This window comes from Amycolatopsis sp. NPDC004378 (assembly GCF_053602455.1).
The window spans coordinates 94,508-110,205 of the sequence record NZ_JBSGDR010000004.1 but is presented as its reverse complement, the minus strand read 5'-3'; the positions used below and the strand labels follow the sequence as shown (position 1 = coordinate 110,205).

The window sequence follows — 15,698 nt, the reverse complement described above, 5'->3', positions numbered from 1 at the left end:
ACCATCATCGGTGATCGTCCCGCTCGCGCCGCCAGTGGGTCAGCTCGGCGGTCAGGTTCTTTTCCGCGGTGCTCGCCCAGCGTGTCCGCGCGGCTTCGCTGCGGTAGAGCGTCCGGGTCAGCATGCCTTCGAGGACGGCGATGCGGCCTTCGCGCCACACGTCGTCGGGGTACTTCGCGTACTCCTCGCGCACGGCCTTGGCGTACGTCGCGTAGCGATCCTCGGACGCGCCGAGGATCGCGAGGTCGGCGTCGAGGAGCGCGGTGGCGAGGCGGTCGTCCGCGGGGGCGTCGTGCTTGATCGTGGCGAGGATCAGGCCTTCGACGCGCTTGACGTGGGTTTCGGCGACGCCGTCCAGTGCGTCGCGAGCCCAGGCGGCGCTGGCGCGTTCGTCTTCGCCGGGCTTCGCGTCGTACACGACGTCGTGCGCCCAGGCGGCGACGGCGACGATCGCGCGGTCGGCGTCGCCGAGGTCCGCGGCCAGCCAGGCGGAGTCCCGCGCGACGGCCGCCGCGTGGTCCAGGGTGTGGTAGCGGCGGTGGGGCTCGGCGTAGCGGGCTTCGAGGCCCGCCCGGGGCGCGCCGCCCAGCGCGGTGACCGCGTCGGCCCACTTCACGGGAACGTCCAGCGCGTCGGCGTGCCGGTGAAGTCCTTTTCCCGCAGGCCGAACGCCTTCTCCGGGCGCAGTCGCAGCGACGCGTTGACCGCCGGGTCGAGGAAGCCGACGTCGTAGGTGGTCGCGTACTTCGCGTTCATCGCGTCGAGGAAGCCGCGCAGCGCGTCCGGGTCGGTGACGATCTCGGCGGTCCCTTCGACGACGACGGGCTCGTACGGGTCCTCGGTGGCGATCGAGACCGAAGAGCCCGCGGCGATGTTCCGGGCCTTCACCGACCGCAGCGACGACGAGAACCACAGCACCTCGCCGGTCCACACCGCCCAGACCGGCATCAGGTGCGGGCGCCCCGCCGGCGTGACGGTCGCCAGCCAGAAGTCGTGCGACGCCCGGAGCCGCTCGTCCGCCCACGACCAGGGCAGCAACCCGGCGCGACCGGCCGTGATCCCGTAGCCGGGCATGTGCGGGCGTTCGGCGCGGGGCGCGTCCATCAGTCGAAGATGCCGCGCGGCCGGGCCACCTCGTGCAGCCAGTCTTCGAGCTGCTTCTCCCAGTTCACGTCCGGCTTCATCGTGAACATCCCGAGGAAGTCCTGGCCGCGGCCGCCGAAGCCGCCCGTCTTGCTCACCCGCACGCGCTTGGTCACCTCGAGCACGACGTCCGTGCGGTCCGACGACGTCAGGAACGTCACCGCGACCTGGGAGAAGATGCTCGCGAAGCGGGGCGAAGGCGCGAAGCGGATCTCCTGGAAGAACGGCAGCTGCTGCGGGGCGCCGTTGATCCGGCCCTGCTCGAGGATCGCCTCGCGGAAGGTGAAGCCGATCCGGCTCAGCGCGTCGAGGACCCGCTTCTGCGCCGGGAGCGGCTCGATGGCGACGGCGTCGGCGTCGAACGGGTCCGACACCGCGGCGGCCAGGTCGAGCTCGGCCCGCACGCCGACGGCCATGCCGGTCAGCGGTTTGGCGTAGACGCTGGTCACGGGCGTCTCCCAGGGCAGCGGCACCTCGAACGGCACCCGGACCTGCTGGCCCGCGCGGATCGTCTCGCGGCCGGCGAGCTGCTGGGTGCCGAAGGGGAGGTCTTCGGTCTTGTCGGTGCCGGGGACCTGGACGCGGGCCAGGAGCGTGACGGCGAGCCCCTTGATCTCCTGGTCGACCTCGCCGCCGGCCAGCAGCACCTCGCCGTGCAGCGGGCGGCCGGGGGTGGCGGCCCGGTCGAGCAGGCGGGCGTCGATCTTGGCCCCGCCCGAGCCGAACGTCGCGAGCACCTTCTGGAACATGCCGCAGATCCTGCCAGGTCGAGGGGCTTTCGCACGAGGTTCGACGGGACTCGGGCACAATGGCCGGGTGAGCACCGAGACGCTGACGAAGCCGGAAACCACGCCCGAGGGCACGGACACCACCGACGACGACTCGCCGAAGATGTTCCACTACGTGAAGAAGAACAAGATCGCCGAGAGCGCGGTCATGGGAAACCACGTGGTGGCGCTGTGCGGCGAGGTCTTCCCGGTGACCAAGTCGCCGAAGCCCGGGTCGCCGGTCTGCCCGGCCTGCAAGGAGATCTTCGACGGGCTGCGCCCCGGCGAGTGACGTCCTGAGCACCGACCCCGGCGGGTGACCCCGCCGGGTCTTCGGCGTGTCAGGAAGCGCACAGATCCCCGAACAAACGTGAAAACCATTCATTAGTCGGGTGCGCCCGGTGCGGGACGCCTGGTAGATCCAATCAGCCAGGTTCCCTCACCCACCGGAGTCGCACATGCGCAGAACCGGGATCGTCCTCGCCGTCGCCGCCCTGCTGACCGCCGTCGTGGTCACCCCCGCGGAGGCTGTCACGGGCTGGACGGAGGTCGGTTCGGACCACGCCAGAGCCCTCGACGAGAGCCAGGGCCTCGCCACCATCGTCCGGCCGTCCGGCACCACCATCCGCTACACCGGGGTCGCCACGATCCCGGCGGACCTGAACTCCCAGGGCTGGAACCACGTCGGCGACCCCGGCTCGGCCCAGGGCTGGTACGTCGAGCCCTACCAGCGCGACGACCGCGGCGCGAAGCTCTTCCGCGTCCAGGCGCCGGACGGCTCGTGGGCCGACTACAAGCACAACCTCGAGTCGTGGGAAGCGAACAACAACTCCTTCGCCGCGGTCTCGCCCGACGCCCGCTGGCTGGTGGCGGGGGAGTGGGGCACCATGGACCGCCTCCTGGTCCACCCGATGCCCGGCGTGGCGGCCACGGACCCGTCGGCCAACCTGCCGCTGGCCGGCACGATCCGGCTGGACCACCAGGTCCGCGACGTCCAGGGCTGCGACTTCCAGACGGCGACCCGCCTGCTCTGCGCGTCCGACGACCCGGACGGCAGCCTCTTCGGCACCACCAAGCCGCTGCTGCAGGTGGACCTCGCCGGCCCGCTGACCGGGTCGGACGTCGCCGGGCACGTGACGTCGCTGGGCCAGCTGCCGCTGCGCAGCGGCTGCAGCGGCAACTTCGAAGTCGAGGGCATCGACTTCGACGAGCGGGACAACACGCTGCGCGTGATCGTCATGTCGCCGAGCATCTGCATCGTCTTCGACAGCATGACTTACCGCTTCAAGCAGTGACACGCGCGTGACGGAAGGGTCGGCTCTCGTGATCGGGGCGACGACACGCCGAAACCGCGGTGACCTCGTCGTGTCGACCCTCGGATCGCGCGTGTCGGCGTTCTGAGCACGCCGGACACGCCGAAGGCCCGCCACTTTCCCGGGAAAGGGGCGGGCCTTCGTGCTGCGGTCAGGCGGCCGGGGTGGGGTCCAGGGACTCCGACTCCGGGGCCTTCGCCGGGTTCCGCTTCGCTTCGCGGCGAACTCGACGGCGTTCCTTGCGGGTCTCGACCATCGTGTAGAGGGTCGGGACCAGCACCAGGGTCAGCAGCGTCGAGCTGACCAGGCCGCCGATCACCACGATCGCCAGGGGCTGGCCGATGAAGCCGCCCTGGCCGGTGATGCCCAGCGCCATCGGGATGAGCGCGAAGATCGTCGCCGCCGCGGTCATCAGGATCGGGCGCAGCCGGCGCCGGCCGCCCTCGGTGACGGCGTCCGCGACGCTCATCCCCTCCGCCCGGTACTGGTTGACCAGGTCGATCAGCACGATCGCGTTCGTCACCACGATGCCGACGAGCATCAGCATGCCGATCAGTGCCGGCAGGCCGAGCGCGGTGCCCGTCGCCAGCAGTAGCCCGATCGCGCCGGTCGCCGCGAACGGGATCGACACCAGCAGGATCAGCGGCTGGACCAGGCTGCGGAACGTCGCCACCATGATCAGGAACACGATCGCGATCGCCGCCAGCAGCGCCAGGAACAGGTTCGAGAACGCCTCCTGCTGGTCCTGGCTCACCCCGCCGAGCGAGTACGACGCGCCGCCGGTGAACGTCAGACCGTCCAGTTTGGACTTGATGTCCGCGGTCGTCTTGCTCAGGTTGTCGCCGGTGTTCTTGGCGGTCACCGTGGTGCTCAGGTCGCCGCCGGTGCGGTGCACCGACGCCGGGCCGTCCACAGTGGACACCTTCGCGACCTCGTCGAGCCGGACGACGCCGGTGGGACCCGGGATCTGCAGGCCCTTCACCTGGTCGACCGTCGCCGGCGCGGAGCCGGCCCGCAGCACGATGTCCGTGCGCTGGCCGTCGACCGGCAGCTGCGTCACCGTGCGCCCGGCGATCGCCTGGTTGGCGACCTGGCCGATGGTGCTCGCCGACAGCCCGTGCGCGGCGGCCGCGGCGTCGTCCACCTCGACCTGCACCCGCGGCGAGCCGACGCTCAGGTCGCTCGACACCTCGGTCAGCCCGGACACCCCGCCCAGCGCCGCCACGACCTGGTCGGACGCCGGCTTGAGCGCGGCCTCCGACGGCGCGGTCACCGTCACCGAGACCTGGTCGGAGTTGAAGCCGGACGCGTCCGCGCCGATCTTGATCTCGCCCAGCTCGGGCCGGGACGTCAGCTTCGAGCGCAGCCGGTCCGACAGCGCGTCGAGGTCGGTGTCCTTCGCGACGGTGACCGAGATGCTGGTGTTCGTCCCGCCCCCGAAGCCGAACGTGCCCCCGCCGCCGATGCTCACCTGGTACGTCTGCACCGCGGGCTCGGCCGCCAGCGCCTGCTCGACCGCCGTCGCGGCCTTCTCCTTCGCCTCGACGCTCGTGCCCGCGGGCAGCTTCTGCGTCATGTTCAGCGTGGTGCCGCCGGACTGGTCGAGGAAGTTGGTGTTGAGCCGCGTCGCGAGCCCCACCGTGCCGGCGAAGATCAGCAGCGCCAGCAGCACGACGGTCAGCCGCCGCTTCGTCGCGAACCGGATCACCGGCAGGTACGCCCGCTGCAGGAAGCTGCGGCGCTCCTTCTCGACGGCCGCTTCGCGCGCCCGCTCGGCCTCGACGGCGTCGGTGGGCACCTTCGGCTGCTTCAGGAACCAGTACGCCAGCACCGGAACCACGGTCAGCGAGACGAGCAGCGAAGCCAGCAGCGCCACCGTGACGGTGATCGCGAACGGCGAGAACAGCTCGCCGACGAACCCGCCGACGAACGCGATCGGCAGGAACACCGCGACGGTCGTCAGCGTGGACGACGTCACCGCGCCGGCCACCTCGCGGACGCCGTCGAGCACCGCCCGCTGCTTCTCTTCGCCGTACCCCAGGTGCCGTTTGATGTTTTCCAGCACGACGATCGAGTCGTCGACCACCCGGCCGATCGCGATCGTCAGCGCGCCCAGGGTGAGCAGGTTGAGCGACAGGTCGCCGGTCCACAGCGCCAGCAGCGCGACCACCACCGACAGCGGGATCGACACCGCCGTCACCAGCGTCGAGCGCACCGACAGCAGGAACAGCAGGATGACGACCACGGCGAACGCCAGGCCCAGCAGGCCTTCCGTGGTCAGGCCGCTGATCGCGTCCTTGACCGGCGTGCCCTGGTCGAACACGACGCTCATCTCGGCGCCGGTCTTCTTCGCCAGGTCCGGCAGCTTGCCGCGCACGGCGTCGGAGATCGCGACGGCGTTCCCGTTGTCCACCATGGTGATCGACAGGCCGAGGCTCGGCTTGCCGTTGGTGCGCGTGATCGACGTCGGCGGCGCGAAGCCGGTCTGGACGTCGGCGACGTCACCCAGCTTCACCGGGGCGCGGGCGGGCCCGCGCGCCGCTCCGGCCGCGCTCGGCGTGAGGTACAGGTTGCGGATCGAGTCCACAGTGGTCTGCCCGCCGCCGACTTGGACGGACAGCGTCTTGTCGCCTTCGGTCAACGTCCCGGCGGGCACCGCGGCCCCCGCCGTCTGCAGCGTGGTCGCGATCGACGCCGGGTCGACGCCCGCGGCGGCCAGCTTCGCGTAGTCGAGCGCGATGGTGACGCGCGGCTGCTGCACGCCGGTGACGGTCACCGTGCGGACGCCGTCGATCTTCCGCAGCTCCGGCGCGACCTGGTCGGTCAGCGCGGGCGCGAGCTGCTGCGGGTCCCCGCTGGTGCCCGCCGCGACCAGCACGACCGGCAGGTCGTCGGTGCTGCCCGCGGACACCGACGGCTCGGAGTTCTGCGGCAGCCGCGGCCGGACCTGGTTCACGACCTGCTGGATCTGCTGCACGGCGGCGTCGAGGTCGGTGCCGAACGCGAACTGCGTCACCACGCGCGACACGCCGTCGGACGACGTCGAGGTGACGTCCTCGAGGCCCTTGAGCCCCTGCAGGGCGCCCTCGAGGGGCTCGCTGACCTGCTTGTCGACCGCGTCCGGCGACGCCCCCGCGTACGCCGTGACGATCTGGGCCTGCGGGAACTGCAGGGACGGGAACAGCTGCTGCTTGATCTGCGGCAGCGCGAAGGCGCCGAAGCCGACGACGACGAGCGCGAGCAGGCCGATCAGACTTCGGTTGCGCAGGCTCAATCTGGCCAGCACGGACATGACTTGGGAACCCCCTCGGGAGTGACGCGGCGACCGACGCCGACGTCAGTGACGGGAGAAGCGTGCCATGCCCGACCTGAGGACCGACTCAGTCTGCGGGTTGATTTCCGGTCGTCCCCGGGGAGGACTCACGACCCTGAGCCGCGCTGGGTGCCGGTTCCGGCGCGCTGCGTGACGGTTCGTCCTCATCGGACGGTTCGCCGTCGCCGTTGGGGGAGACGTCCTCGGCTCGCGGGCGCCGCACCGGCGTCGTGGTGCGCTCCCAGAGCTTGCGGCCCTCTTCGGTGCGCAGCCGCTCGGACGCGCGTTCCATCTCCAGCCGCCGCCACTTGCGCCGCTGCCGCCGGGTCGCCTTGGCCGGCCACAGCTCCTGGATCGCGCTGTTGAAGTAGGCGCCGCCGACCACGGCCAGCCCGATGAAGAACATCAGGAGCAGGAACGCGATCGGGGCGGCCAGCGCGCCGTAGGTGTAGCCGGTCTTGGTGATCCAGTTCAGGTAGATGCGCAGGCCGACCGAGGAGAGCAGGAACACGACCATGGCGAGCACCGCGCCAGGCAGCCCGCGGTGCCACGGCAGCTTCCGCGGCAGGGCGAGCTTGTACAGCGTGGTCAGCGCGAGGGTGATCATCGCTCCGAGGGTCGGGAAGTACAGGGCGCTCACCCACGACGTCACGGTCGGGCGCCAGTCCGCCGGGAAGAACTCCGGCAGCAGGTCCGGGCCGATCGCCAGCAGCGGCAGCCCGACCACCAGGACGACCAGCCCGGCCAGGTAGAGCAACAGGGCGAAGATCCGCTGCCAGACGTCGTTGCGGACGCCGTACTGGTCGTGGGCGACGGTGATGGCGTCGACGAACGACGACATCGCCGACGAGCCGGCCCACAGCGAGATCAGGAAGCCGACCGAGACGATCTCGCCCTTGCCGACGGTCAGGATGCTGTTGACCGTCGGCTCGATGATGTCGTGGACGGCGTTCTGGCTGAACACCGTCCGGCAGAAGCCGATGATCTTGTCGTGCGCGGCCGCGACGACGTCCTGGCCGAACCACTCGCCGACGAAGCCCAGGCTGCCGAGCAGCCCCAGCAGCAGGGGCGGCAGCGAGAGCGTCTGCCAGAAGGCCGCTTCGGCGGCCTCGGAGAAGATGTTGCCGTCCCAGGCCTTGGCGAGCGTGCGCGTGAAGAGGCGCCACGGCCCCCTGCGGGCCACCTTCGTCGCTGCGGACGGCTGCACCTCACCCATGACGGGTTCCAGCATGGTCCATCCGTGCTGATTTGGCTCGTCACCACCCCTGCGGCCGGGCGTGTCGGGTGACATCACCCGTGCCGGTGCCCGGAACTGTCGGACCCGGCCGGTAGACTCGCTCCAGTGCCCTCACCGCAGTCGCCGACGCCGAAGTCGGTACCACAGTGAGGGTTTTTCAACGTCACGGTGAGGGTTTTTCGACGTCAAAGGCCACGTCACAGCGCTTGAGCGAGGGGGAGGACCGGGGATGACGGAGACGCAGCTCGGCGCGCCTCCCGCGGAGCAGGACTCGACCGCGCGCCCGCTGCGGGCGTGGCAGCGGCGGGCGCTCACGAAGTACCTGACGCGGAAGCCGAAGGACTTCCTCGCGGTGGCGACGCCCGGCGCCGGCAAGACGGTGTTCGGCCTGCGGATCGCCGCGGAGCTGCTGAGCGACCGCACGATCGAGGCGGTCACCATCGTCACCCCGACCGAGCACCTGAAGCACCAGTGGGCCGCGTCGGCGGCCGCGGCCGGGATCCAGATCGACTCGAACTTCCGCAACACCACGGGCGTGACGTCGTCGGACTACAACGGCGTCGCGCTGACGTACGCGCAGGTCGCGGCGCACCCGACGCTGCACCGCGTGCGCACCGAGAACCGCAAGACGCTGGTGATCCTCGACGAGATCCACCACGGCGGCGACGCGAAGTCCTGGGGTGACGCGATCCGCGAGGCGTTCACCCCGGCGGTGCGGCGCCTGTCGCTGACCGGGACGCCGTTCCGGTCCGACGACTCGGCCATCCCGTTCGTCACGTACGAGCCGGACGCGGGCGGCTTCCAGCGCAGCAAGGCCGACCACTCGTACGGCTACGCGGACGCGCTGGCCGACGGCGTGGTCCGGCCGGTGGTCTTCCTGGCGTACTCGGGCGAGGCGTCCTGGCGCACGAGCGCGGGGGAGGAGTTCACCGCGCGCCTCGGCGAGCCGCTGACGGCGGAGCAGAACGCCCGCGCGTGGCGCACGGCCCTCGACCCGGCGGGCGAGTGGATCCCGGCGGTGCTGCAGGCGGCGGACACGCGGTTGTCGCAGGTCCGCCAGCACGTCCCGGACGCCGGCGGCCTGGTCATCGCGACCGACCAGGAGTCGGCGCGCGCGTACGCGAAGATCCTGGAGCGCATCTCGGGCGAGATGCCGACCCTGGTGCTCTCGGACGACCCGAAGGCGTCGGGCCGGATCAAGGAGTTCTCCGAGACGAACGAGCGCTGGATCGTCGCGGTCCGCATGGTCTCGGAAGGCGTCGACGTGCCGAGGCTGGCGGTGGGCGTGTACGCGACGAGCGCGTCGACCCCGCTGTTCTTCGCCCAGGCGATCGGCCGCTACGTGCGAGCGCGCAAGAAGGGCGAGACGGCGAGCGTGTTCCTGCCGTCGGTGCCGGTGCTGCTGGAGCTCGCGAGCGAGCTGGAAGCGCAGCGGGACCACGTGCTGGGCAAGCCGCACCGCGAGCAGGAGGGCTGGGAGGACGAGCTCCTCGCCCAGGCCAACCGCACCGAGGACGAGCCGGGCGAGGAGGAGAAGGCGTTCACCTCGTTGGGTGCCTCGGCCGAGCTGGACCAGGTCATCTACGACGGCAACTCCTTCGGCACGGCGGTCTTCTCGGGCTCGGACGAGGAGCAGGAGTACCTCGGCCTGCCGGGCCTGCTGGAGCCGGACCAGGTCCGCGCCCTGCTGCGGAAGCGGCAGGAAGAGCAGATCGCGGACGAGAAGCGCCGCAAGCCGGCCAAGGAGGAAGCCCCGCCCCCGGCGGCGGCCCGTCCGGCATCGGTGAGCGAGCGGCTCGGGGCGTTGCGCAAGGAGCTGAACGCGCTGGTGGGCATGTACCACCACCGCACGAAGAAGCCCCACGGCGCGATCCACAACGAGCTGCGCCGCGTGTGTGGCGGGCCCCCGACCGCGATGGCGACCGTCGAGCAGCTCGAGGAACGGATCGTGACCCTGCGGTCCTGGTGAGGCTGGTTGCTCCCGGGGCAGGGTGACCTGCTGGCCCGGGAGGCGGCCGGTTCCTCCTGGGACGCGCCGCCAAGCCGAACTGAGCCCGCGTGCCCGGCGAGCCTGGCGCCGAGGTGCGGAACGCCAAGCTCGGCTCGCGTCGAGGCGGACCGGCGGGTTCGGCCACGCGGCACCGTGAGCCCGCGTCCGCGGCGGGCCGGGCACCCGAGAGGCGGGCCGCCGAGCCCTTCCTGTCGCCCGGGCGGCTGAACTTCCGCCGTCACAATCCGTTCTCACCATGCGCGAAACCCGCCGGTGACGCTCCGTCCGCGCCGGTCACCTCGCCGAGTGCCCGGGCGTCCCCGGCCGCGTGGCGGAGCGGGCACCCTTGCGCCGCAAGTCCGCAAGTGGGCGACCAATCGGGCGCGTCTTTCGTGGGTTCGCCACCGAGGTGCGGATGGTGGCCGCGCGCTACCGGGTCGGAGTAGCTTCGGCTCGTCAAGAAACCTGGATGTAACACACCGTAAGTGCTGGCGATCACATCGTCAGCGGATCTACTCTTTCCGGGCGACGTTCAGCCCGTGTTGCCGAACCGTGTCCAATTGGTGTCATTTAATCGATCCAGCTATCTTCCCCGCAGCCGCTCAGCGGCATATGTTGTCGCCCACAACATATGCGCGTCGGTGCGCCGGGACCCTCCGGATCACCGTCCCGCAGGGCCCGAGACGACGTCGACGGCCCACTCGTCACCAATGCTTGGATCCGGAAGGAACGAGGATGCGCAGCAGAACCCTTACCCTCCTCGCCGTCACGGTGAGCACCGGCCTGGTGCTGACCGCTTGCGGTGCCAACAGTTCGAACAGCGGGGGCTCGGGGAGCAACTCCGCCTCCTCGTCCGCGCCGGCCGCCGGTGGCGGTGCCAACGGCAAGGTCGGCGTCATCCTCCCGGAGACCGCCACCTCCGCGCGCTGGGAAGCCTTCGACAAGCCGATGCTGACGGCCGCGCTGACGGCCCAGGGCTTCGAGGTCGACGTCCAGAACGCCCAGGGCGACAACCAGAAGTTCTCCACCCTGGCCGACGGCTTCATCAGCTCCGGCGTCAAGGTCCTGGTCATCGCCCCCGGTGACCCGGCCGTCGGTGCCGCGGTCGAGGCCAAGGCGAAGACCGCGGGCATCCCGGTCATCGACTACGACCGCCCGAGCCTCGGCGGGTCCGCCGACTACTACGTCTCGTTCGACAACGAGAAGGTCGGCCAGCTGCAGGGCCAGGCCATGGCCGACGCGCTGAAGAGCAAGCCGGGCGCGGGTTTCGTCCAGATCGAGGGCGCCCCGACCGACAACAACGCCACGCTGTTCACCAAGGGCCAGGACTCCGTCCTCGACCCGCTGGCCTCGGCGGGCACGCTCAAGCGGATCCAGAAGCAGCCGATCAACGACTGGGACAACCAGCTCGGCGGCACGACGTTCGAGCAGATCTTCACCGCCAACGGCGGCAAGGTCGACGGCGTCGTCGCGGCGAACGACGGCCTGGCCGGCGCGGTCATCACCATCCTCAAGAAGAACGGCCTCAACGGGAAGGTCCCGGTCACCGGCCAGGACGCGACCGCCGACGGCCTGATGGCGGTCATGCGCGGCGACCAGTACATGACGGTCTTCAAGCCGATCAAGGAAGAGGCCGAGGCCACCGCCAAGCTGGCTGCCGCCCTGGCCAAGGGTGACACCGCGGGTGCCGACGCCATCGCGACGGGCAAGCTGCACGACCCGAAGAACAACCGCGACATCAAGTCCGTGCTGCTGACCCCGACGACGATCCTGGCGAAGGACGTCAAGACCGTGGTGACCCAGGGTTACGTGAAGGCGACCGAGATCTGCGGTGGCGACCTCGCCGCCAAGTGCAGCTCGCTCGGCATCTCCTGAGCCGTCCGCACCACCCAGAACAGCCGGGCCGGGACGCGCACCCCGACGGCGCGTCCCGGCCCGGTCCCCACCCAGGAGAAAAGCCATCCATGAGTGAGCCCATTCTCGAGATCAAGGGCCTGAACAAGAGCTTCGGCCCCGTCCACGTCCTCCACGACGTGGACTTCGACGTGCGTGCGGGCGAAGTGACCGCACTGGTCGGCGACAACGGCGCCGGCAAGTCGACCCTCGTCAAGTGCATCGCCGGCATCCACCCGTACGACTCGGGGGCCGTGCGGTTCAACGGGCAGGACGCCCACATCCGCGGTCCGAAGGACGCGGCCGAGCTCGGCATCGAGGTCGTCTACCAGGACCTCGCGCTCGCCGACAACCTCGACATCGTCCAGAACATGTTCCTCGGCCGCGAGCGCGGCAGCGCGTGGAAGCTGGACGAGGCCAGCATGGAAAAGGCCGCCCGCGAGACGCTGGCCTCCCTGTCGGTCCGGACCGTCAAGTCGGTCCGCACGCCCGTCTCCTCGCTGTCCGGTGGTCAGCGCCAGACCGTCGCGATCGCGAAGTCGGTGCTGTGGAACAGCAAGGTCGTCGTGCTGGACGAGCCGACCGCGGCCCTCGGCGTCGCGCAGACCCGGCAGGTCCTCGACCTCGTCCGCCGGCTGGCCGAGCAGGGCCTGGGGGTCGTGCTGATCAGCCACAACATGGCCGACGTGTTCGAGGTCGCCGACCGCATCGCCGTGCTCTACCTCGGCCGGCTCGTCTCCGAGGTGCACACGAAGGACGTCACCCACGGCCAGGTCGTGGAGCTGATCACCGCCGGTCGCTCCGGTGACCTCGGCCTGGCCCGGCCCGAAGCCGTGGTCCTGTGAGCGGGAAGAAAGAACCGGAAATGACTGAGACCCCTGCGAAGAACGAGGTCGGCACGCCGGCCGCGGAAGCGCTTGCGCAGACCCACAACCCCACCGCGGCGATCACCGACTTCGGCATCGACACGACATCGATGTCAACCGGCGAAGCGATCCGCGACTACTTCGCCCGCCTGCGGGCCGGCGAGCTCGGTTCGCTGCCGTCGCTGTTCGGCCTCCTCGTGCTGGTCCTGCTGTTCAGCGCGCTGTCGGACAACTTCTTCACGCTGGCCAACATCGCCAACGTGTTCCCGCAGGGCGCGGGCGTGATCATCATCGCGATGGGCATCGTCTTCGTCCTGCTGCTCGGCGAGATCGACCTGGCCGCCGGTGTGGCCTCCGGCACCGCCGCGTCCGTGATGGCCCTGCACTACGTCCACGCGGGCAACCTGCTGGGCTCCATGGGGTCCGGCGTGTTCATCACGTTCATCGCGGTCCTCGCCGCGGCCATGCTGCTGTCGGCCTACCAGCGGATCTGGGCCGGCGCCGCGCTGTCGCTGGTCGGCCTGCTGATCGTCGCGATCGGCGTCCCGGCCAACGCCTGGCTGGAGATCCTGCTGGCCATCTGCGTCGGCACCGCGATCGGCTGCATCACCGGCTTCCTGGTGTCGAAGATCGGCATGCCGTCCTTCGTCGTGACGCTGGCGCTGTTCATCGTCTGGCAGGGCGTCCTGCTGCAGTTCATCGGTGAGGGCGGCACGATCGGCATCACCAACTCCGACATCCTCTACAAGATCGCCAACGGCAACCTGAACGTCCTCGGCAGCTGGATCTTCTTCCTCGTCGCCGCGGGCGGGTTCGCGGTGATCACGCTGCTCAGCCACTTCCGGCGGCTCCAGCGCGGCCTGGTCGTCCAGCCGACCGCGCTGGTGATGATCAAGGTCGGCGCGCTCGTCGTGCTGTCGGCGCTGGGCACCTGGCTGCTGACGGTCAACCGCTCGCCGAACAAGTCGGTCGTCACGATCGAGGGCGTCCCGTACGTCATCCCGATCATGCTGGTGCTGCTGGTGGCCGGCACCTACGTGCTCAACCGGACCAAGTACGGCCGGTACGTGTACGCGGTCGGCGGCAACAAGGAAGCCGCCCGCCGCGCCGGTATCGACGTGCCGAAGATCCGGGCGAGCGTGTTCGTCATCGGCTCGGCGGTCGCGGCCATCGGCGGCATCGTCGCCGCGTCGAAGGTCGGCTCGGTCAGCCCGCAGTCCGGTGGCCTCAACACGCTGCTGTACTCGGTCGGTGCGGCCGTCATCGGCGGTACGTCGCTGTTCGGCGGCAAGGGCCGGGTGGCCGACGCGGTCGTCGGTGGCCTGGTGATCGCCGTGGTCATCAACGGCCTGGGCCTGCTCAAGCAGCCGGCCGCGGTGGTCAACATCGTCACCGGTCTGGTCCTGCTGCTCGCCGCCACGGTCGACGCGCTGTCCCGGCGCCGCGCGGCTGCGTCGTCGCGCTGAACCAGCATGGAATGATCAAGCCCGTGTCCAGTTCACCCGTTGCACGACCTGACGAGGTGCGCCGGCACAACCGCACGACCCTGCTCCGCCTGCTGCACGTCGGCGGGCCGAGCACCCGGGCGACCCTGGCTTCCGAGCTGGGGCTCAACCGGAGCACGATCAAGACCCTCGTCGACGGGCTCGCCGAAGCCGGTGTCGTCGAGGAGAAGGTGCCGAGGCCGGGACGAGGGGCGGGCCGCCCCTCGCTCCTGGTCCTGCCCCAGCCGCACGCGGCGGTCGTGCTCGCGGTCGACCTGCAGGTCGAGCACGTCGCGATCGCCCTGGTCGGGCTGGGCGGCCAGATCCTGGGCCGCAACAGCTGGAACCTGCGCGGCCGGATGGGCCAGCCCGACGAGGTCATCACGCACGTCATCGAGTCGACGACCATCCTGGCCGGCGACCTCGACGTGACCCCGGTGGCGGCCGGGGTGTCGGTGCCGGGCGTCGTCCGGCGGGCCGACGGGCACGTGCACGAGGCCCCGAACCTGCGCTGGACCGACGTCGCGCTCGGCGAGCGGCTAGGCGGGGTGCTGCAGATCCCGATCCTGGTGGGCAACGACGCCGAGTTCGGCGCCGTGGCCGAGCACCTGCGCGGGGCGGCCCGCGGCGCGTCCGACGTGGTCTACATCTCGGCGGACGTCGGGGTCGGCGGCGGTGTCATCGCCGAGGGGTCCGCGCTGCGCGGCGGCGCGGGCTACGTCGGCGAGATCGGGCACATGGTGATCCGCCCGGACGGCCGGCCCTGCTACTGCGGCAGCAGCGGCTGCTGGGAGACCGAGGTCGGCGAACGGGCGTTGTGCCGGGCACTCGAGCTGCCGGAAGACACCCCGCGCGGGGCGATCCTGTTCGAGCTGCGCGAGCTGGGTCGCGACCCGGAAGCGGCGCTGTCCCGGCTCGCGGAGTTCGCCGAGTGGCTGACGCTGGGGCTGATCAACGTCGTCAACCTGCTCGGGCCGCAGCTGGTGATCCTCGGCGACCTGCTGACCGTGCTGCCGGAGGCGGTGCTGCGGCACGTCGGGGCCGAGGTCCGCCGCCGCAGCCTGGTGAGCCGGGCGGTCGGCGGCACCCGGATCGTCAGCTCCGCGCTGGGGGCCGACGTGAAGCTGCTGGGGGCCGCGGAAGTGGCGTTCGAAGTCGTGCTGGATTCTGTCTGATTTCCTGTCCGGTTTCGTGTCCGGAATCACTGTCTTTCGCGGCCGTACCGTGATATCCGGCACGCGTTTTGCAAGATGCAGAAAGGCGGCCGGCGCCTGTGCGCACCGGCCGCCTTTCGCGTCTGGGTGGTTACCGCTGGATGTCGGCGGACATTTCCTTGAGCTTGGCCTCGTGCTCACGGGCGTGGTGCCCGCAGAAGAGCAGTTCGCCACCTCCCGAGAGGATGGCTCGTACCTGAGCTGCAGCTCCGCACCGGTCACAGCGGTCGGCGGCGGTCAGTTCGGGGCGGGTGAGCGTCGGCGATGTCATGGGGGTCTCCCTCCGTCCCGGCACCGGTCGCCCGGTGCCATCGATCCAGCTACGCCCACTTCGGGACTGATGCCGGGGGCTACGATCGCTCCCGGCTCCGCGGTGTTCGTGCTTCCACTCTTGCAGACGTTTCGCGGCCCGCAAGTGTTCCCGCGCCGGTGGGACCTGAGTCACGCCGATTTACCCCGGATGTCGTAGCCGGATCCC

At 70.6% G+C, this 15,698-nt stretch carries 13 protein-coding genes; 7 read left to right on the top strand and 6 right to left on the bottom strand.

The window, feature by feature from the left end:
• Positions 1-4: 4 nt before the first annotated feature.
• Genes ACWEN0_RS15435 through ACWEN0_RS15425 form a run of 3 tightly spaced genes read right to left on the bottom strand, consistent with a single transcriptional unit; the run spans position 5 to position 1,892 of the window.
• Entirely contained in the window at positions 5-616 is a 612-nt protein-coding gene (locus tag ACWEN0_RS15435) for an HD domain-containing protein (RefSeq protein WP_451973486.1), read from the bottom strand.
• Positions 613-1,104 (bottom strand): pyridoxamine 5'-phosphate oxidase family protein, encoded by a 492-nt coding sequence (locus ACWEN0_RS15430; protein WP_451973484.1) that lies wholly within the window; start codon positions 1,102-1,104, stop codon positions 613-615. Before ACWEN0_RS15430 ends, ACWEN0_RS15435 begins: the two co-directional genes overlap by 4 nt.
• Positions 1,104-1,892, bottom strand: coding sequence for a sporulation protein (locus tag ACWEN0_RS15425; RefSeq protein WP_451973482.1), 789 nt, complete (start codon positions 1,890-1,892; stop codon positions 1,104-1,106). Before ACWEN0_RS15425 ends, ACWEN0_RS15430 begins: the two co-directional genes overlap by 1 nt.
• 67 nt (positions 1,893-1,959) lie before the next feature.
• Between ACWEN0_RS15425 and ACWEN0_RS15420 the strand changes: the two genes are divergently transcribed.
• Both ACWEN0_RS15420 and ACWEN0_RS15415 read left to right on the top strand, forming a co-directional pair.
• Positions 1,960-2,202 (top strand): DUF3039 domain-containing protein, encoded by a 243-nt coding sequence (locus ACWEN0_RS15420; RefSeq protein WP_163046767.1) that lies wholly within the window; start codon positions 1,960-1,962, stop codon positions 2,200-2,202.
• A gap of 166 nt (positions 2,203-2,368) precedes the next feature.
• Positions 2,369-3,205 carry a hypothetical protein gene (locus ACWEN0_RS15415; RefSeq protein WP_451973480.1) on the top strand — a complete coding sequence of 279 codons (837 nt, stop codon included), beginning with the start codon at positions 2,369-2,371 and terminating at the stop codon, positions 3,203-3,205.
• A 169-nt stretch (positions 3,206-3,374) separates the two neighbouring features.
• On the opposite strand, the gene ACWEN0_RS15410 is transcribed toward ACWEN0_RS15415, so the two are convergent.
• Complete coding sequence (locus ACWEN0_RS15410; protein WP_451973478.1) at positions 3,375-6,515, bottom strand: efflux RND transporter permease subunit; 3,141 nt, start codon at positions 6,513-6,515, stop codon at positions 3,375-3,377.
• A gap of 88 nt (positions 6,516-6,603) precedes the next feature.
• Positions 6,604-7,752, bottom strand: coding sequence for a YihY/virulence factor BrkB family protein (locus ACWEN0_RS15405; RefSeq protein ID WP_451974285.1), 1,149 nt, complete (start codon positions 7,750-7,752; stop codon positions 6,604-6,606).
• Between the two features lie 250 nt (positions 7,753-8,002).
• On the opposite strand from ACWEN0_RS15405, the gene ACWEN0_RS15400 reads away from it, so the two are divergent.
• From ACWEN0_RS15400 to ACWEN0_RS15380, 5 genes are all read left to right on the top strand, one after another.
• Positions 8,003-9,742: a DEAD/DEAH box helicase gene (locus ACWEN0_RS15400; protein ID WP_451973476.1), complete on the top strand. Its 1,740-nt coding sequence runs from the start codon at positions 8,003-8,005 to the stop codon at positions 9,740-9,742.
• A gap of 756 nt (positions 9,743-10,498) precedes the next feature.
• Entirely contained in the window at positions 10,499-11,638 is a 1,140-nt protein-coding gene (locus ACWEN0_RS15395) for a sugar ABC transporter substrate-binding protein (RefSeq protein ID WP_451973474.1), read from the top strand.
• 89 nt (positions 11,639-11,727) lie between these two features.
• A complete protein-coding gene (locus tag ACWEN0_RS15390) occupies positions 11,728-12,501 on the top strand; it encodes an ATP-binding cassette domain-containing protein (protein WP_451973472.1) in 774 nt (257 codons plus the stop codon).
• Positions 12,502-12,521: 20 nt separating this feature from the next.
• Positions 12,522-13,988, top strand: a complete 1,467-nt coding sequence (locus ACWEN0_RS15385) for a sugar ABC transporter permease (protein ID WP_451973470.1) — start codon at positions 12,522-12,524, stop codon at positions 13,986-13,988.
• 11 nt (positions 13,989-13,999) lie between these two features.
• Positions 14,000-15,181, top strand: coding sequence for an ROK family protein (locus ACWEN0_RS15380; protein ID WP_451973468.1), 1,182 nt, complete (start codon positions 14,000-14,002; stop codon positions 15,179-15,181).
• Positions 15,182-15,311: 130 nt separating this feature from the next.
• Here the strand turns inward: ACWEN0_RS15380 and ACWEN0_RS15375 are convergent, their stop codons facing one another.
• Positions 15,312-15,491 (bottom strand): DUF7455 domain-containing protein, encoded by a 180-nt coding sequence (locus ACWEN0_RS15375; RefSeq protein ID WP_451973466.1) that lies wholly within the window; start codon positions 15,489-15,491, stop codon positions 15,312-15,314.
• Between the last annotated feature and the right edge of the window lie 207 nt (positions 15,492-15,698).